Origin of the sequence: Sinorhizobium mexicanum (genome assembly GCF_013488225.1) — a bacterium.
Lineage (GTDB): Bacteria > Pseudomonadota > Alphaproteobacteria > Rhizobiales > Rhizobiaceae > Sinorhizobium > Sinorhizobium mexicanum.
The window spans coordinates 1,373,111-1,396,276 of sequence record NZ_CP041241.1; the positions used below are offsets into that span (position 1 = coordinate 1,373,111).

The 23,166-nt window shown below is 62.6% G+C and carries 23 protein-coding genes; 8 read left to right on the plus strand and 15 right to left on the minus strand.

Annotation, left to right across the window (positions count from 1 at the left end; translation table 11 throughout):
* Positions 1-16 precede the first annotated feature (16 nt).
* The 7 genes from FKV68_RS30505 to osmF all read right to left on the minus strand — a co-directional run bounded on the left by FKV68_RS30505 (position 17) and on the right by osmF (position 6,978).
* The gene (locus tag FKV68_RS30505; RefSeq protein WP_180942634.1) at positions 17-874 is read right to left on the minus strand and encodes a carbohydrate ABC transporter permease; all 858 of its coding nucleotides are present in this window, start codon (positions 872-874) and stop codon (positions 17-19) included.
* The gene (locus FKV68_RS30510) at positions 871-1,755 is read right to left on the minus strand and encodes a carbohydrate ABC transporter permease (protein WP_180942635.1); all 885 of its coding nucleotides are present in this window, start codon (positions 1,753-1,755) and stop codon (positions 871-873) included. The genes FKV68_RS30505 and FKV68_RS30510 overlap by 4 nt, the downstream gene beginning before the upstream one ends.
* A gap of 14 nt (positions 1,756-1,769) precedes the next feature.
* Complete coding sequence (locus FKV68_RS30515) at positions 1,770-2,927, minus strand: Gfo/Idh/MocA family protein (RefSeq protein WP_180942636.1); 1,158 nt, start codon at positions 2,925-2,927, stop codon at positions 1,770-1,772.
* Positions 2,928-3,122: 195 nt separating this feature from the next.
* Positions 3,123-3,860 (minus strand): ABC transporter permease, encoded by a 738-nt coding sequence (locus FKV68_RS30520; RefSeq protein WP_180942637.1) that lies wholly within the window; start codon positions 3,858-3,860, stop codon positions 3,123-3,125.
* Positions 3,860-4,798, minus strand: a complete 939-nt coding sequence (locus FKV68_RS30525) for an ABC transporter ATP-binding protein (protein ID WP_180942638.1) — start codon at positions 4,796-4,798, stop codon at positions 3,860-3,862. Before FKV68_RS30525 ends, FKV68_RS30520 begins: the two co-directional genes overlap by 1 nt.
* A complete protein-coding gene (locus FKV68_RS30530; protein WP_180942639.1) occupies positions 4,795-5,994 on the minus strand; it encodes an ABC transporter permease in 1,200 nt (399 codons plus the stop codon). Before FKV68_RS30530 ends, FKV68_RS30525 begins: the two co-directional genes overlap by 4 nt.
* Before the next feature lie 72 nt (positions 5,995-6,066).
* Positions 6,067-6,978 (minus strand): glycine betaine ABC transporter substrate-binding protein OsmF, encoded by a 912-nt coding sequence (osmF, locus tag FKV68_RS30535; RefSeq protein ID WP_180942640.1) that lies wholly within the window; start codon positions 6,976-6,978, stop codon positions 6,067-6,069.
* 221 nt (positions 6,979-7,199) lie between these two features.
* Here osmF and FKV68_RS30540 point away from each other — a divergent pair, with 221 nt between their 5' ends.
* On the plus strand, positions 7,200-7,664 hold the full coding sequence (locus tag FKV68_RS30540; protein WP_180942641.1) for a DUF4126 domain-containing protein: 465 nt from the start codon (positions 7,200-7,202) through the stop codon (positions 7,662-7,664).
* On the plus strand, positions 7,661-9,034 hold the full coding sequence (locus tag FKV68_RS30545) for an FAD-containing oxidoreductase (protein WP_180942642.1): 1,374 nt from the start codon (positions 7,661-7,663) through the stop codon (positions 9,032-9,034). The genes FKV68_RS30540 and FKV68_RS30545 overlap by 4 nt, the downstream gene beginning before the upstream one ends.
* A gap of 206 nt (positions 9,035-9,240) precedes the next feature.
* On the opposite strand, the gene FKV68_RS30550 is transcribed toward FKV68_RS30545, so the two are convergent.
* Complete coding sequence (locus FKV68_RS30550; RefSeq protein ID WP_180942643.1) at positions 9,241-10,044, minus strand: dimethylarginine dimethylaminohydrolase family protein; 804 nt, start codon at positions 10,042-10,044, stop codon at positions 9,241-9,243.
* Positions 10,045-10,246: 202 nt separating this feature from the next.
* On the opposite strand from FKV68_RS30550, the gene FKV68_RS30555 reads away from it, so the two are divergent.
* Entirely contained in the window at positions 10,247-10,780 is a 534-nt protein-coding gene (locus FKV68_RS30555) for a hypothetical protein (protein WP_180942644.1), read from the plus strand.
* Positions 10,781-10,803: 23 nt separating this feature from the next.
* Here the strand turns inward: FKV68_RS30555 and FKV68_RS30560 are convergent, their stop codons facing one another.
* From FKV68_RS30560 to FKV68_RS30570, 3 genes are all read right to left on the minus strand, one after another.
* Complete coding sequence (locus tag FKV68_RS30560; RefSeq protein ID WP_180942645.1) at positions 10,804-11,232, minus strand: OsmC family protein; 429 nt, start codon at positions 11,230-11,232, stop codon at positions 10,804-10,806.
* Between the two features lie 147 nt (positions 11,233-11,379).
* Positions 11,380-12,969, minus strand: coding sequence for an ABC transporter substrate-binding protein (locus FKV68_RS30565; protein ID WP_180942646.1), 1,590 nt, complete (start codon positions 12,967-12,969; stop codon positions 11,380-11,382).
* The gene (locus FKV68_RS30570) at positions 12,969-13,664 is read right to left on the minus strand and encodes a helix-turn-helix domain-containing protein (RefSeq protein WP_246452720.1); all 696 of its coding nucleotides are present in this window, start codon (positions 13,662-13,664) and stop codon (positions 12,969-12,971) included. The genes FKV68_RS30565 and FKV68_RS30570 overlap by 1 nt, the downstream gene beginning before the upstream one ends.
* 99 nt (positions 13,665-13,763) lie before the next feature.
* Between FKV68_RS30570 and FKV68_RS30575 the strand changes: the two genes are divergently transcribed.
* The 5 genes from FKV68_RS30575 (at position 13,764) to FKV68_RS30595 (ending at position 17,984) form a co-directional block, all read left to right on the plus strand.
* A complete protein-coding gene (locus tag FKV68_RS30575) occupies positions 13,764-14,858 on the plus strand; it encodes an ABC transporter permease (protein WP_180942647.1) in 1,095 nt (364 codons plus the stop codon).
* A 13-nt stretch (positions 14,859-14,871) separates the two neighbouring features.
* Positions 14,872-15,777, plus strand: coding sequence for an ABC transporter permease (locus FKV68_RS30580; protein ID WP_180942648.1), 906 nt, complete (start codon positions 14,872-14,874; stop codon positions 15,775-15,777).
* Positions 15,777-16,610, plus strand: a complete 834-nt coding sequence (locus tag FKV68_RS30585) for an ABC transporter ATP-binding protein (RefSeq protein ID WP_180942649.1) — start codon at positions 15,777-15,779, stop codon at positions 16,608-16,610. Before FKV68_RS30580 ends, FKV68_RS30585 begins: the two co-directional genes overlap by 1 nt.
* Complete coding sequence (locus FKV68_RS30590) at positions 16,607-17,347, plus strand: ABC transporter ATP-binding protein (RefSeq protein ID WP_180942650.1); 741 nt, start codon at positions 16,607-16,609, stop codon at positions 17,345-17,347. Before FKV68_RS30585 ends, FKV68_RS30590 begins: the two co-directional genes overlap by 4 nt.
* Positions 17,348-17,480: 133 nt before the next feature.
* Entirely contained in the window at positions 17,481-17,984 is a 504-nt protein-coding gene (locus FKV68_RS30595; RefSeq protein WP_180942651.1) for a GAF domain-containing protein, read from the plus strand.
* Positions 17,985-18,077: 93 nt separating this feature from the next.
* Here the strand turns inward: FKV68_RS30595 and FKV68_RS30600 are convergent, their stop codons facing one another.
* From FKV68_RS30600 to FKV68_RS30615, 4 genes are all read right to left on the minus strand, one after another.
* On the minus strand, positions 18,078-18,533 hold the full coding sequence (locus tag FKV68_RS30600; protein WP_180942652.1) for an RbsD/FucU family protein: 456 nt from the start codon (positions 18,531-18,533) through the stop codon (positions 18,078-18,080).
* Positions 18,534-18,776: 243 nt separating this feature from the next.
* Positions 18,777-21,161 carry an aldehyde dehydrogenase family protein gene (locus FKV68_RS30605; RefSeq protein ID WP_180942653.1) on the minus strand — a complete coding sequence of 795 codons (2,385 nt, stop codon included), beginning with the start codon at positions 21,159-21,161 and terminating at the stop codon, positions 18,777-18,779.
* A gap of 5 nt (positions 21,162-21,166) precedes the next feature.
* Entirely contained in the window at positions 21,167-22,180 is a 1,014-nt protein-coding gene (gene deoC / locus FKV68_RS30610) for a deoxyribose-phosphate aldolase (protein ID WP_180942654.1), read from the minus strand.
* Positions 22,181-22,333: 153 nt separating this feature from the next.
* Positions 22,334-23,059, minus strand: a complete 726-nt coding sequence (locus tag FKV68_RS30615) for a DeoR family transcriptional regulator (RefSeq protein WP_180942655.1) — start codon at positions 23,057-23,059, stop codon at positions 22,334-22,336.
* Positions 23,060-23,166: the final 107 nt, after the last annotated feature.

The window sequence follows — 23,166 nt, forward strand, 5'->3', positions numbered from 1 at the left end:
CTTCTCTGGTGGTTGCTTATTGTTTTACCGCGCCGGCGGTCAGACCGCTGACGAGATAACGTTGCAGGAAGAAAATCACGATGACGGCCGGCGCGATGCCTACGAAGCTTGCGGCCATCAGTTCGTTCCAGACCACTTCCTGCCGGCCGAAATAGGCGAAGAGGCCTACGGGCAGCGGCATGTACTCGGTCTTGGAATTGAAGGTCAGCGCGAAGATGAACTGCTGGGCATAGGACCCGATGAAGGTGGTGATCGCGACGACAGTGATGCCTGGCATGGCAATCGGCAGGATCACCCGGCGAAGCGTGTAGAAGTGACTGGCGCCGTCGACGAAGGCTGCCTCGTCCAATTCGCGCGGAATGCGCATCATATAGGTGCGCAAGAGCCAGATCGCCGAGGGAATGAGGAAGGCGACACCCGGCACGATCATGGCGAAGTAGGTGTTGAGCACGCCGAAGCTGCGCATCAGCCGGAAGAGCGGGATCAAAAGCACCGCGCCGGAGAACATGTTGACCGCGAGGAAGGCCGCAAGCAGCGGCCCGCTGCCGTGGAACCTGAAGCGTGCAAAGGCATAGGCAGCCGGCACCACCAGCGCCAGCACGACCGCGGTGACGATGGTGGAAACGAAGAACGAATTGAAGATATAGCGGGCAAAGCCCGGCACGCTCACCCACATGGTTCTGTAGGCGGCAAACGACCCATTCTCGGGCCAAAAGCGATAGGGCGATGAAAAGAGCAGGCTGAGCGGCTTCAGCGACACCAGGAAGCCTTCGACAAAGGGGGCGAGAATGAAGCTCAGGAAAACCAAGATCCCCGCATAGATACCGATGAGTTCGTACCAGCGATAGCGATTGATCAGGGCCGGTTGGCTCATCGGCTTTCTCCCGAGGCGAGGCGGTGGGTGACGCGGAAGTAGAGCAGGCAGAAAATCGACAGAAAGATGCAGATCACCACGGCGCGCGCAGCACCTTCGCCGTATTTCTTCGAGCCGATGGCCGTTCGATAGGTGTCGATGATCATCGTCGTTGTGTCACCGTTCGGCCCGCCTTGCGTAAGAATCCAGATGATGTCGAAGGAGTTGAAGGTGGCGATCAGCGACAGCATCGACATGGTGATCATCGCCGGCACGAGAAGCGGGAGCGTGATGCGGCGAAAGCGGTAGAAGCGGCCGGCCCCGTCCGTCCATGCCGCCTCGTAAAGATCCTGCGGAATCGCCTGGATCGAGGCCAGAAGATAGAGCGTCACCAGCGGCACGCCGATCCAGACATCGGTGATGATCGTTGCCCAGAATGCCGTTGAACCATGGGCGAGGAAGGCGATCGGGCCGTCGACAAGGCCCATGTTCTGCAGCACGCCGGAGATCATCCCGAACTGGCCGTTGTACATCCAGCCCCACATGAAGATGCCGATCGCCATCGGCACGATCCATGGCGGCATGGTGAGCACGCGAAACAGCGCGCGCCCCGGTACGGCGGCGTTCAACATGACGGCGCCGAAGGTGCCGATGATCATCTTGATCGAGACCGAAAAGAAGGTCCAAACGAAGGTTCGGATGATCACCTCCGCGAAAGTGCCGTTGAAGATCTTGTCGTAGTTGAGCGTGCCGACCCACTTCGTCGTCTTCTTCAGTGAAGCATCCGTAAACGACAGGATGAAAGTGTCCACCAGCGGATAGGCGACGATGACCGACACATAGAGCAAGGCGGGAAGAAGCAGGATCCAGGCGAAGATGATGGTGCTGCGCCGAACGCTCATCCTCCCGCCCCCTCTCAGGCCGCGCGGACGTGAAGCGCTTCGTCGAAGCGGTCCCAGAGCGGTCTTAGATCGACGACCGCCCTCTTCATCCGCGCCTCGTCCATCGAAAGCGCCAGGATGCCGGCCTCCAGAGCATCGAGCGGTGAGACCGGCAGCGCCCCCTCGTCCCTGACGTGGGCAATGATTTCGGCCGCCATCTGCTCGTCGGCGCCGTAATGCTGCGAAAGCACCGTCGCCGCATAGCGCTGCTCGACGACCTTCTTGCCGGAAAGCATTTCGTGGACGTCGAGATAGCCGCGGATGAAGTCGCCTTCCGCCATGCCGCGCGACCCCATCACACAGAAGCGGCGGAACTGGTCCGGCACGTTCAGGTTGGTGTGGAAATTCATCGCGACCCCGTTGGCGTATTCGATGATCGCAACCTGATAATCAATGATGTCGCCGTCGCTGTCGAAGACCTTGTCCGATCCGAGCCACCCGCTCGGCTTGCGGTGGAAGAGCTGCAGATCGTTGATGCCCTCGCGGGCGGGATCGTTGGCGGGGATGAAGCTCTTGCGACCGCCGAAGCTTGCGACCCGCTCGGGCCGTGCGCCGACGACGCCGTTATAGAGATCGAGGTCATGGCAGCATTTTTCGAGCATGAAACTGCCGGCGTAGCGTCCATAGCGGCGCCAGTCGCGCATGAAAAATGCGCCATGATAGGGTTCGATATGTTCCGCAGCCTCGATCGAGACGACTTGGCCGAGCAATCCCGCATCCTGGGCGGCGCGAAGGTCGCGATATATCGGCGCGTAGCGCAGCACGAGGCCAACCATCAGACGGTCGTGACCGTGCTTTGCCAGAAGCCCTGCAAGCTCCAGGCTCTGCTCGATCGTGCTGACGATCGGCTTCTCGCAGAAAATCTTGAGGCCGGCCTCGAGGCCGATGCGGATATGATCGAGATGCATGTGGTTCGGCGAGCCGATCATCAGAAGATCGAGCTTCTCGCTGGCGATCAGTTCCTTAGGCGAGGCATAGGCTTTGCCGGCGGATATGTCTTTTTCGATAAGGGTCGCAAGCCCGGCAGGCGCAGGATCGACATAGCCTGCAATCTCGAAGCTTTCGTCGATCGCCTTGAAAACGTAGCCCAGATAGCCAAGACGGAATCCGAGTCCGATTATACCGACTTTCATGCTCGCGCTGTTCCCTTGCCTTTTGGCGTAATTTATTTTCGCAGACTGAGATAGAATTTTCAGGGCGTCAACAAAAAATCGGTCAATCCGGCAAATTGTGAAATTCATTTTCACACTTGCGCCAAACGGCTTCAGCTTGCCTTTTGGAATGCTGCTGCCCCGACTTCTGCGAGCAGTGGAAAGCCGCCGGGACGGCTAGGCGCGCACCCTGCCGGAAAGGAAGCGTTCCAGTGCCTGAAGCGCATCATGGATGAGGACGGCCAGCGCGGCGACAATGAGGCCACCCTGAAGCACGAAGGCGAGGTTGTTCGACTGCAGGCCGGCGATGATGACTTCTCCGAGTGTCTTGGCCGCAACCGTCGAACCGATCGTTGCGGTCGCGAGACTGATGACGACGGACAATCGGATGCCCGTCAGGATGACGGGCAGCGCCAGGGGAAGCTCAATGTTGAAGAGCCGCTGGCGCTCCGTCATACCCGCGCCACGTGCAGCCTCCATCACGGCGGGTGGCAGGGTCGTCAAGCCTGTCAGCGCATTTTCGAAGATCGGCAGCAGGCCGTAGAGGAAGAGCGCGATCAGCGTCGGCTTCTCCCCGAAGCCGAAAATCGGCACCGCCAGCGCCAGAACGGCCACCGGCGGGAAGGTCTGGCCGATGTTCACGAGGCTACGCGAAAGCGGGAGAAACTCGGCCCCGGCCCTCCGCGTCACGAGGATGGCCAGTGCCACAGCGACGATCGCCGCGGCAAGCGTTGCGACAAAAACCGTCCTGAGATGCAGCACCGTCAGCCAGAACAGGCTGCCCTGATTATAGATCGCCGGCGCATTTTGCTGCACCAGCGGCCTCAACAAGGGTTCGAACCAGGAGGGCTGCAGCAGGAAGGCGAGCAACAGCACCAGGACCGCCATCCGGGCGAGCTTGGGAAGCCACGCCATCACCGTGGCCTCGCCGCGCGTTTCGCCAAGCCTTCAAGGCTTACCTTGCCGAGGATCGCGCCATCCGGCGCGGCAACCGGCAGCGCGGCCCGCCCGGACCACAGGAGTTCGGAGAGCGCCTCGCGCTGGCTGAGCGTCGCCGGTATCGGCGCACCTTCGGCCACACCAGGCTCGACCGCGTCTGCGGCCGTGTCGATCGCGAGCAGCCGGAACGGCCGCTCGCTGGTGCCGATCAGCGTTTCGACGAAGGGTGTCGCGGGTTTGACCAGCATCTCGGCCGGTGTCGCGTATTGCACGACCTCTCCCTTGTCCATCACCGCGATCCGGTCAGCGAGATGAAAGGCCTCCTCCATGTCATGGGTGACGAGGATGATCGTGGTGCCAAAATGTCTCTGGATGGCGACGAGATCGTCCTGCGCCTTGGAGCGGATGATCGGATCGAGAGCACCGAAAGGTTCGTCCATCAACAGCACGTTCGGCTCGGCGGCGAGCGCGCGGGCAACGCCGACCCGCTGCTGCTGGCCGCCCGAAAGCTCATGCGGATAGCGCGGGCCGAAGGCCGCGGGCTCGAGCTGGAAAAGCGTCAGCAGTTCCTCGACCTTAGCGTCGATGCGCCTCCTGTCCCAGCCGAGGAGCGTCGGCACGGTGGCGATGTTCTGGGCGACCGTGCGGTGCGGAAACAGCCCGTGGCCCTGGATGGCGTAGCCGATCCTCCGCCGAAGCTCGAAATCCGGCAGGGCGCGGTTATCCTGCCCATCGATCCTGATCGTGCCCGAGGTCGGCTCGACCAGCCGGTTAACCATTCTGATCAGCGTCGTCTTGCCCGAGCCGGAGGTGCCGACGATCACCGTGATCGTATGCGGTTCGACTGTCAGCGACACGTCATCGACAACGGTCGTGTTGCCATAGCGCTTGGTAACGTGTTCGATTTCGATCATGCGGCATTGCCCTGGTTGCGGTCCGTTACGGTCATTTCGATCAAGGCGTCGAGGACAATCGCCGCCGCGAAAGCCAGGACGACGGTCGGCACGGCGCCCAACAGCACGAGGTCCATCGCCGTCTGGCCTATGCCCTGAAAGACGAAAACACCGAAGCCGCCGCCGCCGATGAGGGCCGCGATCGTTGCGAGCCCGATATTCTGGACGAGCACGATGCGGATGCCGGTGAGGATCACCGGAAAGGCGAGCGGAAACTCGATGCCGGCAAGTCGCTGCCAGTCTGTCATGCCGATGCCGCGCGCCGCGTCGTTGGCGTCGCGCGGAACGCCGGCGAGCCCGACCACCGTATTGGCGACGACGGGCAGCAGCGAATAGAGAAACAGCGCAACAAAAGCGGGCGCGACGCCGATGCCGCGAATGCCGATTGCCGCTGCGCCCGGCACGTGCATCGCGATCCAGCCGAGCGGCGCGATCAGAATGCCGAAAAGCGCAATCGACGGAATTGTCTGGATAGCGTTGAGGACGTTCAACACGCCGGCACGCAACGGCTCCACCCGATGGCAAAGCACGCCAAGCGGCAAGCCGATCACGGTCGCCGCTGCGAGCGACCCGAGCGCGAGCGTTACGTGCCGCCCCGCCTCCTTCCAGAAGGTGTCGGCGCGGCTCGCATATTCCTTCAGCATGGAAAGCCCGTCCCAGCCGCCGGCGATCAGCATCGCACCGGCGGCTGCAAGAACAGCGACAAGGAAGAGGAGTCGGATGACCGGCCCGGGGTTCATGCGTGTCAGCGCATCGGCAACCAGAAGCGCGAAGGCAAAAACCATGACCCAGAAGCCGGAGGCCGGCGAAACGCGGGCATAGGTGTTTTCCGGCGGCGTCAGATGATTGGCGGCCACTCCGATCAGAACGCCAAGCGCGACGAGAGCGGCAAAAGCCACCATCATTCGCACCAGGTTCGGCGTCTTGAAGAAGGCAATTGCGGCAGCCAATGCGACGAGGGCGAGAAGGGCGTATCCGAGCGATGGCGGCAAGGCCTCCAGAATTGCCTTCGCTTCACCCTGGACGATCCGGTTGGCCCGAAACGTTGCAAATGGCGCGAGAAGCGCGCCGTAGACAGCAAGCGCGGCAATGACGACGCCGAGCTTGTCGAGGCGGAAGGGCACGCGTTCCTTTCCTTGGATCATGCCATCACCCATGGCGTTTCAGGAGTTGCCCGTCCGACCGGATGGACGAGGGGGCGCCTGTCCGAGCAAGCGCCCCTCCTCACATCATTTCAGAAAGCCGTTCTTCTTCAAGAAGTCCTCGGCAACGGCCTTTGCCGGTTCGCCGCCAACTTGCACGCGGCCATTAAGCTCCTGCAGCGTCACCAGGTCGAGCTTTTCGAACACCGGTTTCAGGAGTTCTTCGATCTGCGGATTTTCCTTGAGCACAGCCTCGCGGATGATCGGCGACGGCTGATAGACCGGCTGCACGTTCTTGTCGTCTTCGAGCACGACAAGGCCCGAGGGCGCGATGCCGCCATCGGTGCCATAGACCATCGCGGCGTTGGCGCCATTCGTCTGGTTTGCAGCCGCGGCAATCGTCGCCGCCGTATCACCGCCGGAAAGCGTGATCAGTTGTTCCGGCTTCAGCTTGAAAGAATAGGTCGTCTGGAACGCCGGTAGTGCTGCGGCCGAGTTGACGAATTCGGATGAAGCCGCAAGTTTGACCTCGCCACCGCCAGAGACATATTTGCCGAAGTCGGAGAGTGTCTTGAGCTTGTTGGCCTCCACGACATCCTTGCGCAATGCAATCGCCCAGGTGTTGTTGGCGGGCGATGGCGTCAGCCAAACGATCTTGTTGGCGTCGTAGTCGAGCTTCTTTGCCTGCTCATAGGCCTTGGCAGCATCCTTCCAGGCCGGGTCGTCCGCCTTCTCGAAGAAGAAGGCCGCGTTGCCGGTGTATTCCGGATAGATGTCGATCTCCCCGGCGGTAATCGCCTTGCGCACGACGGGTGTTGCGCCAAGCTGAACACGATCCGTGGTCTTGATGCCGTTGGCATTGAGCACGGCGAGAATGATATTGCCGAGCACGCCCCCTTCCGTGTCGATCTTTGAGGAAACGACGACATCGGCCTCAGCCGCGGCTGCGGTGAGCACAATGGCAAAGGCGGTACCGATAACAGTCTTGATCAGGCGCATGATTGTCTCCCTCGGATTGGTCTCGCAGTTTGATCACGGATTCTCCGCCGCGTCGGGGTAAGCCATTCCATATATGTCAGGGTTCGGCGAAAAATAGAGCGAGTTGGGCGACCGTACCTGCGGTTGAATTCTCCGGCGCGCGCACCCTTCTATTGGACATTGCAATCGATGCCATTCTCAGCCACTCTTCGGTCTGCGCATGGAATTGTTTCGGGGGAAACATGTCCGTCTATATTCTCGCGCTTTTGATCGGTTTGGTGGCGGGGCTTCGGGCCATGACCGCGCCCGCCGCCGTCAGCATCGCCGCGGCCGCCGGCTGGCTACCTGCCGCCAATAGCTGGGCGGCTTTCATGGGCTTCCGGTTCACACCCTATATCTTTGGCCTGCTCGCTCTCGTCGAATATGTCACCGACCAGCTTCCGAGCACGCCGAGCCGCAAGGTGCCGCAGCAGTTCGGCGCGCGCATCGTCAGCGGCGGTTTCTGCGGCGCGGTGATCGGCACTGCGGCCGGATCACCCATAGGCGGCGTCGTCGCCGGCGTGATCGGGGCCGTCATCGGCACGCTCGGCGGCTACGAGGCGCGAAAGCGACTTGGCCTTGCCATTGGCAAGGACCTTCCGGCCGCCCTTCTCGAAGACCTGATAGCAGTTCTGCTAGCCTTCTGGGTGGTGTCCTCCGTGTCATGAGCAAGCACTTCGACGCAATCATCATCGGCGCCGGCCAAGCGGGACCATCGCTCGCCGGGCGGCTGACCGCTGCCGGCAAAACCGTTGCGCTCATCGAACGCAAACTCTTCGGCGGCACCTGCGTCAATACCGGCTGCATGCCGACCAAGGCGATGGTTGCCAGCGCCTACGCAATCCACACAGCCCGCCGCGGCGCCGAATACGGCATGGTGACCGGCGCCGTTTCCGTCGACTTCGCCCGCGTCATGGCGCGCAAGGAAAAGGTTCGGCTCGATGCGCGCTCGGGCGTGGAAAGCTGGCTCAAGAGCATGAAGAACTGCACGGTCTTCGAAGGCCATGCGCGCTTCGAGAGCCCGACGGAGGTCCGCGTCGGCGATCAACTGATTTCCGGCGATGAGATTTTCATCAACACCGGCGGACGTGCCGCCGTTCCGGATTTTCCGGGCGTCGACGAGGTTCCCTATCTCACCAATACTTCGGTGATGGACCTCAGCGAACTCCCGGAGCATCTCGTCATCATAGGCGGCAGCTATATCGGGCTCGAATTCGCCCAGATGTTCCGTCGCTTCGGTTCGGAAGTCACGGTCATCGAGAAGGCGCAGCGCCTGATCGGGCGCGAAGATCCTGACGTCTCCGATGCGATCCGTGACATTCTCGAAAAGGAAGGTGTCCATATCCGCCTCAGTGCCGAATGCATCCGTTTCGCCAGGCACAAGGACGGAGTCGCCGCCGGCGTCGATTGCACGTCAGGGGCTCCGGAGGTCATCGGTTCGCATGTGCTGCTCGCCACAGGCCGCCGGCCGAACACCGACGATCTCGGGCTCGACAAGGCTGGCGTCAAGACCGACGCGCGGGGCAATATCGAGGTCGATGATTTTCTGCGATCGAGCGTTCCGCATATCTTTGCGATGGGCGACTGCAACGGCCGCGGGGCCTTCACCCATACCGCCTACAACGATTTCGAGATCGTTGCCGCCAACCTCCTCGATAACGATCCGCGCCGGGTGACCGACCGGATCCCGACCTACGCGCTTTATATCGACCCGCCGCTCGGTCGCGCAGGGATGACCGAAAGCGACGCCCGCAAGTCCGGCCGCAAGCTCATGATTGGCACACGACCGATGACGCGGGTCGGGCGCGCGGTCGAGAAGGGCGAAACGCAAGGCTTCATCAAGGTGCTCGTCGACGCGGACACTGAGGAAATCCTCGGCGCATCGATCCTCGGCACCGGCGGCGACGAGGCGATCCAGAGCATTCTCGACGTCATGTATGCGAAAAGGCCCTATACGACGATCACGCGCGCCGTGCACATTCACCCGACAGTGTCGGAACTGATACCGACGGTGTTCGGAGATTTGTCGCCTGCGTAGAGTAGGCAGGCGTTGCCCTCATCCGGCCTGCCGGCCACCTTCTCCCCGCAGGCGGGGAGAAGGGACGAGCGGCAACGCTCACGCCCTACAAGCCTGAAATAGGAGGGCCGGTATCGGGCACGTCCCCTCGCCCCGCGTGCGGGGAGAGGGTTAGTCCTCGGGTTAAACCCGAGGAGAGGGGCAAATTCAGGATGGGGCGCAGATGCTTATGGCGCGTCCCGAAACCACCTCAGCGACATGCACGAGAGCCCTGCATCGATCTTGCCGATTTCCGTCGTCTTCAGCGGTACGACCCTGAAGCCCGCCTTGTCGAGCATCTCGATCGTGCGCGGGAAGTCGGAGCCGACCATGACGACGTCATTGACGCGGAGCGCATTGGCGGCCGCCTCCTCGCCCTCCGGAATGATCACCTGCTTGAATTTCCTGAAGACACCCGAGCGCGCCAGGCGGTTGGTGGAGAGCACGGTTTCGTCGTCGAGCAGCGAGCAATCGGTCTTGAAATGCAAGACCCCTTCAGGCGTCGCGACGATCTCGCTCTTGCGGCCGAGCCTTTCGAGGCAGTCCTGAAGCGCTTCGGCGCCCGCCTTGTCTGTGCGCGCAGAGAGACCGATCATCACGCTTTCGCGCGTTGTCAGCACGTCGCCTCCATCGGCATAGCCGGCACCCGGCAGGCCGAGAACTGTCTCGAACATTTCTCGCAGCGTCGGCTCGATTTCCGCGGTCTCCTTGACGCGGGTCGCCGCGCCCGGACGCAGAACGATCGCGCCTTCGGTGAAGACCAGCGCCGGGTCCTCGACGAAGATCGAGTCCGGAAAGGCTTCGAGTGCCGGCAGAACGGTCACCTTGACGCCAGCTTCGCGCATGGCGCCGATGTAGGCGTCATGCTCGGCCTTCACGCCCTCAAAGGTCGGGTTGCCGCGATCGTCAGCGCGCAGGCCGTTGACGACGGACTGCGACGGCGTGCGGACAATAATGGAGTTGAATTCGTAGGCGGGGCGTGGCTGCGGCATTCTTTGCATCCTTTGGTTTGGACCAACCGTTTCTAAAGCCTGGCGAGGAAAGCTGTAAAGCGGTTCACTGGTTGCGAGCGCTCGGCGCGGAAGTTAAATTCGAGCCGAAGTGTAAGCGCGCGGTAACATCGCGACCACACGTCAGTCGGCCTCATCTGGGGTGCGGCGCCGCCAGTCCTCCTCACAGCAACTGGAAAATATCGTGAGCCATATTCCGCAGATTGATTATGACACCGCGTCCGAGGCAATCCGCACGGCGCACGATGAGGAGATCCGCGTTCGCGGGCGAATGACGAACATGAAGCGCACGCTGCTTCATTCGCCGACGGCACACCGCATCTACGCAGAATGGTTCACGCTGCGAGAGGAATTGCGGCCTGCGCTCAACGACCGTGCCGTCTGGCTGCTCTGCCACGCAATCTCCGAGGCCATGCGTTCGCGCATCGCGATGGGGTTCTTTCGCCGCGCCTTTGCCAATGCCGGGATTGATTTCAAGTCGATTGCGCCTAGCGAGGACGAAGAGCGCCTGATTGCGTTCGGCCGGGCGGTCGTTGCGGATTCCAACAATGTTCCCGCTGCGATCTGGGACGGGTTGAAGGCGCGCTATGACAGCGCCACGCTCGTCAACCTCGTCGCCTTTGCCGGCATCATGGTTGCAACCGCGTTGTTCAACAATGTCGTCGAAGTCGATTTCGACCCGGAACTGCTGCCTTACGCGGACGCGTCATCAGCCTGACGAGGCCAGCACTGGCCGCGGTGTCAATGCGATACTCTGCTCGTGAAAGCGGGATTGCCGCGCAGCGTGTTGCTGACGGTGCAGATCTCGTTTTCCGCAGCCTCCGCGATCGCTTGGCGAACGGTATCATCGAAATCGCCCTTGATGGAAAATTCGATGTCGAAGCGTGCAACACGCGACGGCTCGTCATGAGCTTTCTCGCCAGTGACCTTCGCGGAGACTTCCGTCAGCCTGTCAAGCACACCGAAGCGGCTTGCCGCGATGCGGGCGCTGAGCACCAGGCAACTCGCCAGCGAAGCATAGAGAAGATCAAGCGGGCCATAACCCGGCTGTGACGGACCGGTGACGATATCGAGTTCGCCGCCGGTGACCGACATCACGTGCGGAAAGCCCGTCCGCCCGACGACGGCAGTCGCGCCCGTCTCCCTCGTCCTTACCTTCAATTCAGCCATTCACCATCCCCTTCTCGCCGCCGCACGCGACCGGCGCAATAGCAAGCCAAAGCTCCGCTCCTGCAACAACGCCGCGGACCTTATTAGGCCCGCGGCGGGATTTGTTACCAGAAATGGACGTAGATCGCATAGCGATCCGCGCGTCGCTCAGTTCTTCTTCACCAGGCGATAGAAAACGAAGTCGGACGTGGCGCCGTTGACGTAGCCGGCGACATTGTTGTTCATCGCCACCTGCGTCGCCGCCTGGAACATGATCACGATCGGCGACTTCTCCTGCACCTTCTTCTGCAGGTCGACATACATCGCGTTCCGCTTGGCGGGATCCGCCTCGGCTTTCGCTGCCTTGGTGGCCGCGTTGAGCTCGGCCGGCGCGGCCCAGCCATTCCGCCAGGTCGTCGTCGACTGGTAGTGATCGTCGGAGTTGTCCTCGTTGAAGGCGAAGGCTGCGGCATTGGAATCCGGATCCATGAAATCGGGACCCCAATAGAGCAGCATCGCTTCATGGGTGCGGGCCCGGTACTTGGTGATCACCTGGCTCCCGGTCCCCGGAATGATTTCGAAATTGATGCCGGCTTCAGCGAACGATGCCTGCAACGACTGCGCCATGTCGGTGAAGGGCGTCGAGTTGATGACATCGAGCGTCACCTTGATCGGCGTCTTGATGCCGGCGTCGGCAAGAATTTTCTTCGCCTTCTCGACATCATAGCCATAGGGCGTCTCGTCGAGCGAGCCGGGGAAGCCTTTCGGCCAGAAGGCCTGGTGCACTTCCATCTGTCCCTTGAGGAAGCTCTCGGTCATGCCCTTGTAGTCGACGAGATAGCGCGCGGCCTCCCAAACGGCTTCCGGCTGCAGGGCGGTGGTCTTCTGGTTGAAGGAGAGGAAGTGAACGGCCGCCTGCGGATAGGACTCGACCTTCATGTTTTCCTTGCCGGTGATGCCGGCGACCTGGTCGGGCGTCAGGTTCTTCGCCATGTCGACGTCACCGGTCTCCAGCAGAAGCTGCTGGGTCGCCGCTTCCGCCACATGCCGGATGATCACGCCCTTGATCGCCGGAGCGCCGCCGAAATAGTTCGGATTGCTCTGGAGGTTCAGGAGTTCGCCGGCGCGGAAGGCGCGCAGCACGAAGGGCCCGGTTCCGGCCGAGTTGGCCTTGAGCCAGGCATTGCCGAAGTCGCCGTTCTGCTCGTTCGCCTTGACCGTCTCGGCATCGACGACCGATGCCGGGCGGGCGGCGAGAACGTTGAGCACGAAGGCGGACGAGAAGTCACCCTCGTACTTGACGACGACCTTGTTGCCGTCGGCGGTCACCATCTTGTCGATGTTTTCCGGCGTCCAGCCGAGCTGCGTCAGGATGAAGGCCGGCGCCTTGTTCAGCGCCACGACGCGCTTGAACGAGTAGACGATGTCTTCCGCGCGCAGCGGATTGCCGGACGAAAAGGTCACGCCGTCACGCAAGGTGAAGGTGATCGTCTTGGAGGCATCATCCGCTGTCCACTCGCTGGCGAGGCCGGGCGCGAGTTTCTGAACGTCGGGAGCGTCATACTGCACCAGACGGTCATAGGTTTGCGTGACATATTCGCCCGACGAGAACTCGTAAGCCTCGGCCGGATCGATGCTGACGATGTCGTCGATGTTCTGGGCGACAACCAGGACATCCGCCGGCGTTTCGGCGAATGCTGCCGGCGAGACGCTGAGCGCCAGTGATGCCGCGAACACCGCGGCCTTGAAGATTTTCATCATCGCTTCTCCTGTTTTCGATGAGGCTTGGTTTTTGCAGGCAGTGCCGGTGTTCCCGTGGTCTCGGCACCGCCTGGTTCCTTCGATGCGGCGGTTCGGGGCCTAAAAAGCGGCAGCGTTCCGGTCCAGAGGATGCGCGCCGCCTTGTCGGTCGTGTTCCACCAGTAATGCGGCTGGACGCCCCTGAAATGCAGCCCGTCGCCGTTCGTCAGCGTCGTCTGCTCGCCATCGAGGCCGAAGAGGATCTCACCATCGAGGATGAAGACGATCTCCTCCCCTTCATGGCTGAACACTTCCGACCGGTGGCCCGGCGGGATGGTGATGACGAAGCTCGAAAGCTGGTTGCCGGCAAAGTCTGCGCCGATGCGCTCGTAGGCGACCGGCGAGCCACCAACGGAAAAGACCATTCGATCTTCAGCGCGCGAGAGACCGGTGTCGATTGCCGGGGCCAGGATGAAATGGCTGATCTCGGTGTCGAGCCCGCGTGCGATCTGGGCGAGCGTGCCGAGCGAGGGCATGGCGAGATCCCGTTCGACCTGGCTGAGATAGCCGACCGAAACACCGGCTGCGTCGCTCAATTCCTGGAGCGTCATGTGCATCTGCCGCCGGCGCGCACGGACGAGCGCGCCGATCCTTGGCTGCGACGCGGAATTTGCGCTCCCTTGTGCGGCGCGTGCATCGTCCGATGCGGTCACGACCGACTCCCCTCCCAGTAAAATTTTTTTGATTTAAGCAAATTTATTTATATACTCCAAGCGAATTGTCGCGCTATGGGCGTGGCCCAATGCAGGGCAATGAGGGATGGAGCCGCCGTGGCAAATGACAGCACGACCACCGTCGCCGAACCGGCACGCCGCCGTGGGGCGATCGGCTCGGGCCACCGTCGGCTCATCGCACCTGCCGGCTTTCTCGTCACGCTGGCCGTAACGTTCCTCGGACTTCTCGCGATCACGTTCTTCATCGGCCGGATCGTGCCGATCGATCCGGTGCTCGCGGTCGTCGGCGACCGCGCCCCCGCCGCGGTATATGAGCGCGTGCGCGTGGAAATGGGGCTCGATCGCCCCTTGACGACACAGTTCGTAAGCTATGTCGGCGACGTGCTGACCGGCAATTTCGGCACGTCGGTTTCCACCGGCAGGCCGGTTCTCGAGGATCTTGCCCGCGTCTTCCCGGCAACGCTCGAGATGGCAACGCTCGGCATCGTCATCGGCGTCCTGCTCGGCGTCCCCCTCGGCGTCATTGCCGCAAGCCGGCGCGGCTCATGGCTCGACCAGGCAATCCGCGTCGTCGGCCTGCTCGGCTATTCCGTTCCGGCCTTTTGGCTTGGCCTTGTCGGGCTCGCGGTGTTCTATGCCCGGCTCAACTGGGTGGGAGGTCCCGGTCGCGTCGAGATCTTCCTCGATGGCATCGTGCAGCCGGTGACCGGCCTCCTGCTGATCGACAGCATCATCGCCGGCGATTGGGAGGTCTTCGGCAACGCCGTCTGGCATCTGATATTGCCGGCCTCCTGCCTCGGCTTTTTCTCGTTGGCCTATATCGCCCGCATGACGCGCTCGTTCATGCTCGACCAGTTGAGCCAGGAATATGTCACCACCGCCCGGGTCAAGGGTGTTCCGGAGCGGCTGGTCATCTGGCGCCACGCGTTCCGGCCGATCCGCGTGCCGCTGATCACCGTCATCGGACTTTCCTATGCCGGCCTGCTCGAAGGCTCGGTGATGATCGAGACCATCTTCTCCTGGCCAGGCATCGGCAACTATCTCACGGTGGCGCTGCTCAACGCGGACATGTCGGCGGTGCTCGGCTCGACCCTCGTGGTCGGCGCGGTCTTCATCGGCATCAACAAGATTTCGGACGTGCTCTATCGCGTGCTCGATCCGCGTGCGCGCTAGGGAGGTGTGGGCCATGGCAACGCTTCGCGACTGGCTGATCGACGACAGCCCCGCTTCCCCGATGCAGGCCCGACTTGGCCGGCTCTACCGCATCCTCGGCGCGCTGATGCACAATCCGCTGGCGGTGGTCGGCGCGATCATCATCGTCGCCCTGATCTTCGCAGCACTTTTTGCGCCGTGGCTCGCGACGCACGACCCGCTGCGCCAGGCGCTTGCCGAACGGCTGTTGCCGCCAAGCGCCGAACACTGGATGGGCACGGACGAGCTCGGACGTGATATCTGGTCGCGCGTCGTCTATGGCGCCCGCATCACCCTGGTGATCGTCGCGCTCGTTGCCGTGCTTGCGGCGCCGGCCGGACTCGTCATCGGCGTTGTCTCCGGCTATTTCGGCGGTTGGGTCGATCGCGTCCTGATGGGCGTCACCGATATCTTCCTGTCGCTGCCGAAGCTGATCCTGGCGCTCGCCTTCGTGGCCGCGCTCGGCCCCGGGATCGAAAACGCCATCATCGCCATCGCGATCACCTCCTGGCCCGGCTATGCCCGCGTCGCGCGCGCCGAAACGCTCACGTTCAAGAATTCCGAGTTCATCGCCGCCGTGCGCCTGCTCGGCGCGTCGAGCCTCAGGGTCAATCTCGGCCATGTGCTGCCGCTCTGCACCTCGTCGATGATCATCCGCGTCACCCTCGACATGGCGGGCATCATCCTGACGGCCGCCGGCCTCGGCTTCATCGGCCTCGGCGCCCAGCCCCCGCTGCCGGAATGGGGCGCGATGATCTCGCGCGGACGCTCCTTCATTCTCGATCAATGGTGGGTCGCAACGATGCCGGGCTTCGCGATCATCCTCGTCAGCCTCGGCTTCTGCTTCCTCGGCGATGGTCTGCGCGACGTGCTCGACCCGAAGAGCGGAGAACAGCGCTGATGAATCCGCTTCTCGAAATCGAAAACCTGCGCATCACCTTCCCGACGGCACGCGGTGACATCGATGTCGTGCGTGGCGTCTCCTTCACGCTCGGGCGCGAGCGCCTCGGAATCGTCGGCGAAAGCGGCTCCGGCAAATCGATGACCGGCCGCTCGATCCTGAAGCTCGTGCGCGCGCCCGGTCGCGTGACCGCCGACAAGCTCGCCTTCGACGGCATCGATCTTCACGCCCGCTCGGAGAAAGAGATGCGCGCCATCCGCGGCGCCCGCATCTCGATGGTGATGCAGGATCCGAAATTCTCGCTCAATCCGGTGATGACCATCGGCGAGCAGATCGCCGAGGCGCTGCTGACGCACAAACGTCTGCCGCGGCGCGAAGTGAAAGACCGCGTGCATGCGATGCTCGAATCGGTGCGCATCACCGATCCGGAGCGCGTTGCCCGGCTTTACCCGCACGAGGTTTCCGGCGGCATGGGGCAGCGGGTGATGATCGCGATGATGCTCATTCCCGAGCCGGACCTGCTCATTGCCGACGAGCCGACCTCGGCGCTCGACGTCTCGGTCCAGGCACAGGTGCTCGACATCATCGACGAGCTCGTTCGGCGCAAGGGTATGGGGCTGATTTTCATCAGCCACGACCTCAATCTCGTCTCGAGCTATTGCGACCGGATCCTGGTGATGAATAGCGGCGAGGTCGTGGAAGAATGCACGGCCGGCGAATTGATGAAGGCCACACACCCCTATACGCGCGGCCTTATCGCCTCCATTCCGCGTCTCGATGAAACAAGGGACGAGCTGCCCGTGCTCGACCGCAACGCCTGGTCGAAAGCATGACCGCTCTCTCTCTCAAAGACCTCGACATCTTCTACGGCGACACGCAGATCACCTACAACGTAAGCCTCGATATCGCCGAGGGCGAAAGCTTCGCGCTCGTCGGCGAAAGTGGCTCAGGCAAGTCCACCGTGCTAAAGGCGATCGCCGGGCTCGCGCCTCAGTGGACCGGCAAGATCAGCGTTCTCGGCAAGGCGCGCGGCCACGGCGTCGACCGCGGCTTCTCTCGGGTCTGCCAGATGGTGTTCCAGGATCCCTATGGTTCGCTGCATCCTCGAAAAACCGTCGACGCAACGCTCGGCGAAGCCCTGACGATCCATGGCATTGGCGACCGCAGCGCCCGGGTCGAAGAGGTCATGGCCTCCGTCGGCCTCGACCGGAAATTCCGCTTCCGCTTTCCGCACCAGCTTTCCGGCGGCCAGCGCCAGCGCGTGGCGATTGCCCGTGCGCTGATGTTGAAGCCAAAGATCCTGCTGCTCGACGAGCCGACCTCGGCGCTCGATGTTTCGGTCCAGGCGGAAATCCTCAACCTGCTCAAGCGACTGCGCCGCGAGCAGAATCTCACATTCCTGATGGTCACCCACAATCTGCCCGTCGTCTCCTTCCTCTGCGACCGGCTGGCCGTCATGCGCCAGGGCCGCATCGTCGAAGTGGCCGGCATCGACGAGCTCAAGCGCAGTGAACTCAAGGAACCTTATTCGCGCGAGCTGATGCAGATCAGCGCCGCACACGCCACCTAGATCCTTTCCTGGTTTCATTGAAACAGTGAAACGATCTAACCTTCTGAAACCACGCAATTCCGGACGGAAACCGTTACACACTTTTCCTGGAATTGCTCCAACCCCCTCACACCAATCCTCCCAAGGAAACACGATGAATACCGAGCATATCGCCGCCCTGGCGGATTTCGACGCGACCATTGCCAACGACGCCGGCACGGAGGCGGCCTATCGCGCTCTGCAGACGCTCAGCCGAAAGCTGATCGGCGCCAAGCTGTTCACGATCATGACGGTGGACATGGCGAACGAGCTGGCGCGCCGCGCCTATACTTCGCATCCCGACGAATACCCGGTCTCCGGCACCAAGCCGATCCATTACGATCGCTGGTTCGACACGGTCCACAAGGCGCGCGAAACCTTCGTCGCCAATACGATTGCCGACATTTCGACCGTCTTCGGCGACTACGAGACGATCGCCGCGCTTGGCTGCGGATCGGTCGTGAACATTCCCGTTGTCGTCGGCGGCGAACTGCTCGGCACCGTCAACTGCCTGGACGTCGAGCATCACTACACGCCGGAGAGAGTCGCGCTTTCAAAGCTCCTCGAGATGCCGGCGAAGCTCGCATTCCTCGCAGCTGCGCGGAACACGGCAAAATAAGGAGCGGTCGGTCGCTTGCGAGAGCTTGATCGGGTCGCGGCGCGGTCGCGACCCTCTGCCCTTGGTCGTCCGGCCTGTTGTCGCTCTGACGCGTCAGGCGGATTCCGGCGGAACGACACCCTTGGTGAAGAGGAAGCAACCGTAGAAGCGCGTCTCGCCTGTGGTGATGACGCAATAGGCCTTCTTCGCCTCCTCGTAGAAAGCGAAGCGCTCGATGCCGTACATCGGCGCCGGCTTGCCCTCGGCGCGATCGATTTCGGCCTGAACTTCCCGCTGCACCGTCGGACGCTCGTCGGGTGCTCCCATCACTTCCATGCGTCCGGCCGAAGGTTGCAGCGGCGTATCCAGCGGCAGGACCGAAAGCACCGCCCTCACGGCGCGCGCGGCCGAGACATTGTCGATATGCAGCAATTTTCCGAGCGTCGTCTGGCGCGCGATCGCGTCAGACGGGAAATTGGTGTCCGAGATGACCAGCGTGTCGCCGTGACCCATCGAGCGCAGCGCGTGCAGTACGTCGGCGTTGAGAGCGGGGTCGATATTCTTGAGCATTCCTGTCTTCCTCCCCTGCATGATTCCTTAGATCGAAGCCGGACCAAAGGAATCGTGCCGCAATTCACAGATCTATAGCGAGCTTTTGCGCGTCCTATCAACGCATGGCGCCATAGGCAACCGCCGGCAAAGGTCCAGCGGCGCACGGCCGCATCAGGCCGTTTCCAGCGCCGGTCGTCAACAGATTGTTGTTATTTCCGCGCTCTTTCGGCCGTATCTTCCGCCGGAAGGATGCTTGGCCCCCTACTCGCCGTAGGGGATCCAGATGTTCTTGACGTCGACGGCACGACGCAGGAATGCCGGGCCTTCGGCGGCCGTCCGGTCCATCCAGTCGATCGCCTTGCCGTAGTCGACAAAGGTGCGCTTGAGGTTGCCGACGGAGAGCTTCTCGACCAGCGTCGAGAGCTCCGGCGACCCGAAGGCCCAGAGCGCATCGACATCGTTGTGGGCGGCAAGCGTCTTGGCGAGCTCGACCGCCGAACCGGTGACGATATTGATGACGCCAGCCGGTACATCCGAGGTTTCGAGCACGGAATAGAAATCCGTTACTGCCAGCGGATGCTGCTCGCTCGGAACAGCAACGACGCGGTTGCCGACGGCGATCAACGGGGCCACAAGGCTGATGAAGCCAAGCAGCGGTGCCTCGGGCGGGCAGATGACGCCAACGACACCCTGCGGCTCCGGCATCGCGAGCGCAACGCCGCGCAGCGGCGGCTGGTGCACGACGCCATCGTACTTGTCGGCCCAGGCGCCATAGGTGAAGAGACGCGCGATCGCGGCATCGACCTCGGCCGTGGCACCGGCTGCCGAGGCACCGGTCATCGCGCCAATACGATCGGCAAATTCCGCCGCACGGCCGCTCAGGTTTTCGGCAATATAATAGAGGATCTGCGCGCGGTTGTGGGTCGTTGCGGAGGACCAGGCCGACGCGGCCTGCGCCGCGACGACGGCGTTGCGGATATCCTTGCGATTGCCCTCGCCGACCTCGCCGATCACCTTGCCCTTCGAGGAAAGCACCGGCCGCGAATAGTTTCCATCCGGCCGCGCCTGCTTGCCGCCGATGAAGAGCTTGGTGGTGCGGTCGAGCGCCGGCATGGAGAAGTCGCCCGCGGCCGCTTTCACGGCCGGCTCGGCCGGAGCAGCACGGAGCTTGCGCCCGATCCAGGCCTTCGGCTTCAGGTATTCATAGACGCCCTCGCGCCCGCCCTCACGGCCGAAGCCGGACTCGCGTTTGCCGCCAAAACCGGCCGCAGCATCGAAGAGATTGGTGGCATTGACCCAGACCACGCCGGCCGCAAGCTTCGCGGCAACATGCAAGGCAAGCCCGATCGTTTCGCTCCAGACGCTGGCGGCGAGGCCGTAGCGCGAATGATTGGCGAGCTGGATCGCCTCCTCCGGCGTGCGGAAGGTCATGGAAACCGCCACTGGCCCGAAGATTTCCTCGGTGGCAACGATCGATGTCGGCTGGACATTGGTGAGCAGCGTCGGCGGGTAGAAGCTGCCACCCTTCGGCAGCTCGATCTTCGGCTGATGCAGCGATGCGCCCTCGGTCACACCCTGGGCGACGAGGCTCTCGATCCGCCGCAACTGCACCGGCGCGACGATTGCCGCCATGTCGATCGCCTTGTCGAGCGGATGCCCGACACGCAAGGTCCCCATGCGCCGCGTCAGACGCTCATGAAAAAGCGGCGCGATGCCCTCCTGGACGAGGAGGCGCGAACCTGCACAGCATACCTGGCCCTGGTTGAACCAGATGGCATCGACCACGCCTTCGACCGCGCCATCGATATCGGCATCGTCGAAGATGATGAAGGGCGACTTGCCGCCGAGTTCCAGCGTCAGCGACTTGCCGGTTCCGGCGGTCTTCTCGCGGATGAGGCGCCCGACCTCTGTCGAACCGGTGAAGGCGATCTTGTCGATATCGTCATGCTCGACGATCAGCGCGCCTGTTTCGCCCTCGCCCGTCACCACATTCAGGACGCCCGGCGGCAGGCCGGCCGCGGCGGCGAGTTCGGCGAAGAGCAGCGCCGTCAGCGGCGTGAATTCGGCGGGCTTCAAGATGACTGTATTGCCGAGAGCCAACGCCGGCGCGACCTTCCAGGCAAGCATCAGGAACGGGAAGTTCCACGGGATGACCTGGCCGACGACGCCGACCGGAACCTGATCGGCAAACTCGGTCTCCTGCAACTGCGCCCAGCCGGCATGATGGTAGAAGTGGCGTGCGGCAAGCGGGACGTCGATGTCGCGTGTCTCGCGGATCGGCTTGCCGTTGTCCATCGCCTCCACCACTGCGATGAGGCGCGCGTGACGCTGGATCATTCGTGCCAGCGCATAGAGATGACGCGCGCGAGCATGGCCCGGCAACTTCGCCCAGGCGCCCTGCGCCTTGCGAGCGGCAGCAACCGCGCTGCTGACGTCCTCACGGCCACCGAGCGCGATCTTGGCGAGCAAGGCACCGGTCGCCGGCTCGTAGGTATCGAACGTCTTTCCAGACTCCGAAGCGACAAAGGCGCCGTTGATGAAGTGGCCGAACTCGCCCTTGTGGCGCGCGAGCCACTGGCGTGCTTCCGTATCGCCCTCAGGTGCGGGACCGTAGGACATTTCGTCAAAATACCTGGCAACCGTCATCGGGATTATCCTATCGGGTGTCTGTTGAGGGCCGAGTACGCGCCGCTGACGTGATGTTCGAGCTGGCGTTCGATGTCGGCGAGCAGGCTCGACGCCCCGACGCGGAAGAGATCGGGTTCCAGCCATTCACGGCCGAGCTCGTCCTTCATGAGGAACTGGTAGTTCAGCACGTCTTTTGCCGCCGAGATGCCGCCGGCCGGCTTGTAGCCGACCTTGCGCCCGGTGCGCTCCTGATAGGCGCGGATCATCCTCAGCATGACAAGCGTTACGAGCAGCGTCGCGTTGACGCCCTCCTTGCCTGTCGAGGTCTTGATGAAGTCCGCGCCAGCCATCATGCAGACCAGCGATGCGCGCGCCACATTGCGCAAAGTCTTGAGGTCACCGGTCGCCAGGATCGCCTTGACATGGGCGTCGCCGCAGGCGGCACGGAAATCGCGCATCTCGTCGTAAAGCGCCTGCCAATTGCCGGTCAGCACATGCTCGCGCGTGATGACGATATCGATCTCGCGCGCACCGTCGGCGACCGAGGCCTCGATTTCCTTCAGCTTCACGTCATGCGGCACGAGACCCGCCGGAAAGCCGGTGGAGACAGCGGCAACCGGAATGCCGGAACCTTCAAGCGCCTCGACGGCGGTTGAAACGAAGCGATGATAGACGCAGACGGCGCCGGTCGCGATGCCGCGATCGCCCATGCCGAGCGCCTCGAGAATGTCCTGGCGCACCGGCTGGCGCGCCTTCGCGCAGAGACGCTTGACGCGCTCCGTCGTGTCGTCGCCGTTGAGCGTGGTGAGATCGATGCAGGTCACGGCCTTCAGCAGCCAAGCCGCCTGCGCATCTTTCTTGACCGTACGCCGCCCCGGCAGCGTTGCGACGCGCCGCTCCGCCGCAGACAGATTGACGCGCTGATCGACGACCCACGAAAGGTCGAGCTCGATGCCATCATTGCGCGGCCAATTGTGGCCTACACCGGCCGTCTCAGCGGGCCCCGCCGCCGTGCTCTTCACAGCAAGGTCTTGCAACCGACTACTCCCTGGTATCGCCGATGTCGCCCTCGGCGCGCATCTTCGCAGCTTTTGTCCGCCTTGGCGATATTGTTATCGTTCTATCGATTTATGTTAGAATTCCACCAAACCGTCCATCTGTCAAGCAAACGGCCGCGTCCGCGAAACGGCCTATGCGACCGCCGTCTCGCCCTCTTCGGTGATGATCGCGCCAAAGGCACTCGTCGGCGCGAAGAAGGCCGGCTTAAGCTTGCCGATCTTGCTGCGATCGACGACGAGGTAATTCTCCCGCGCGAGCGAAATCACCCTTTGCTTGATCGGCACCTCATGGAAATGGACGCAGGTCGCACCCCGCTGACGGTCGATCCCGGCGGCGGAGAGAAACGCGACATTGATGCCGAGCCTGTCCAGCGTTTCCAGGCCGGCGTCGCCGGAAAACGATGCCGAGGACGGGTGGTAGACGCCGCCCAGCATGACGATCCGCACATTGGGCTTGCGGGTCAGGCGGTCGGCCGCATTCAAAGAATAACAGACTGCCGTTATTGAATAATTTTCCGGAATCAGGTCGACGAGATACTCAAGCGTCGTGCCGCAGTCGATGAAGATCGTCTCATCGGGGCGAATGTATCGCGCCGCATGGGCGCAGGCCTCGCGTTTGGCGGTGGCGTGGCTGTCGGCCGCGCGCGCGAGTTCATAGGGAACGTCGCTTTCGATATCAGCCGCGGGAACGATGTGGCCACCAAGATAGCCAAAAAGCCCGGGATTGTCGGCGATGTCCCGGCGCACCGTCATCTCCGATACGCCAAGCAGAGCGGCGGCGTCTTTCAGGTGCAGCACGCGCCGCGCCGAAAGCGCGTCGGTCAAGGTCGTGATGCGCGTCGCTTTGCGGTTGGCCATTGGTCTCGGTTTCCGCGATCCAGGATGCGAGCGACAGCCCGCGCAGAACAATATTTGTGAAAATTATCACAGAAATTATCCTGCGGGCAAGCGGGTTCGGTCGGACG

Coding starts and splice junctions, on each gene's coding strand:
- FKV68_RS30510 (WP_180942635.1), bottom strand. CDS start 1,755: ATGAGCGTTCGGCGCAGCACCATCATCTTCGCCTGGATCCTGCTTCTT.
- FKV68_RS30530 (WP_180942639.1), bottom strand. CDS start 5,994: ATGGGTGATGGCATGATCCAAGGAAAGGAACGCGTGCCCTTCCGCCTC.
- FKV68_RS30515 (WP_180942636.1), bottom strand. CDS start 2,927: ATGAAAGTCGGTATAATCGGACTCGGATTCCGTCTTGGCTATCTGGGC.
- FKV68_RS30560 (WP_180942645.1), bottom strand. CDS start 11,232: ATGGCTGAATTGAAGGTAAGGACGAGGGAGACGGGCGCGACTGCCGTC.
- FKV68_RS30565 (WP_180942646.1), bottom strand. CDS start 12,969: ATGAAAATCTTCAAGGCCGCGGTGTTCGCGGCATCACTGGCGCTCAGC.
- FKV68_RS30590 (WP_180942650.1), top strand. CDS start 16,607: ATGACCGCTCTCTCTCTCAAAGACCTCGACATCTTCTACGGCGACACG.
- FKV68_RS30585 (WP_180942649.1), top strand. CDS start 15,777: ATGAATCCGCTTCTCGAAATCGAAAACCTGCGCATCACCTTCCCGACG.
- FKV68_RS30550 (WP_180942643.1), bottom strand. CDS start 10,044: ATGCCGCAGCCACGCCCCGCCTACGAATTCAACTCCATTATTGTCCGC.
- FKV68_RS30595 (WP_180942651.1), top strand. CDS start 17,481: ATGAATACCGAGCATATCGCCGCCCTGGCGGATTTCGACGCGACCATT.
- FKV68_RS30580 (WP_180942648.1), top strand. CDS start 14,872: ATGGCAACGCTTCGCGACTGGCTGATCGACGACAGCCCCGCTTCCCCG.
- FKV68_RS30540 (WP_180942641.1), top strand. CDS start 7,200: ATGTCCGTCTATATTCTCGCGCTTTTGATCGGTTTGGTGGCGGGGCTT.
- FKV68_RS30615 (WP_180942655.1), bottom strand. CDS start 23,059: ATGGCCAACCGCAAAGCGACGCGCATCACGACCTTGACCGACGCGCTT.
- FKV68_RS30520 (WP_180942637.1), bottom strand. CDS start 3,860: ATGGCGTGGCTTCCCAAGCTCGCCCGGATGGCGGTCCTGGTGCTGTTG.
- FKV68_RS30605 (WP_180942653.1), bottom strand. CDS start 21,161: ATGACGGTTGCCAGGTATTTTGACGAAATGTCCTACGGTCCCGCACCT.
- FKV68_RS30600 (WP_180942652.1), bottom strand. CDS start 18,533: ATGCTCAAGAATATCGACCCCGCTCTCAACGCCGACGTACTGCACGCG.
- FKV68_RS30545 (WP_180942642.1), top strand. CDS start 7,661: ATGAGCAAGCACTTCGACGCAATCATCATCGGCGCCGGCCAAGCGGGA.
- osmF (WP_180942640.1), bottom strand. CDS start 6,978: ATGCGCCTGATCAAGACTGTTATCGGTACCGCCTTTGCCATTGTGCTC.
- FKV68_RS30525 (WP_180942638.1), bottom strand. CDS start 4,798: ATGATCGAAATCGAACACGTTACCAAGCGCTATGGCAACACGACCGTT.
- FKV68_RS30575 (WP_180942647.1), top strand. CDS start 13,764: ATGAGGGATGGAGCCGCCGTGGCAAATGACAGCACGACCACCGTCGCC.
- FKV68_RS30505 (WP_180942634.1), bottom strand. CDS start 874: ATGAGCCAACCGGCCCTGATCAATCGCTATCGCTGGTACGAACTCATC.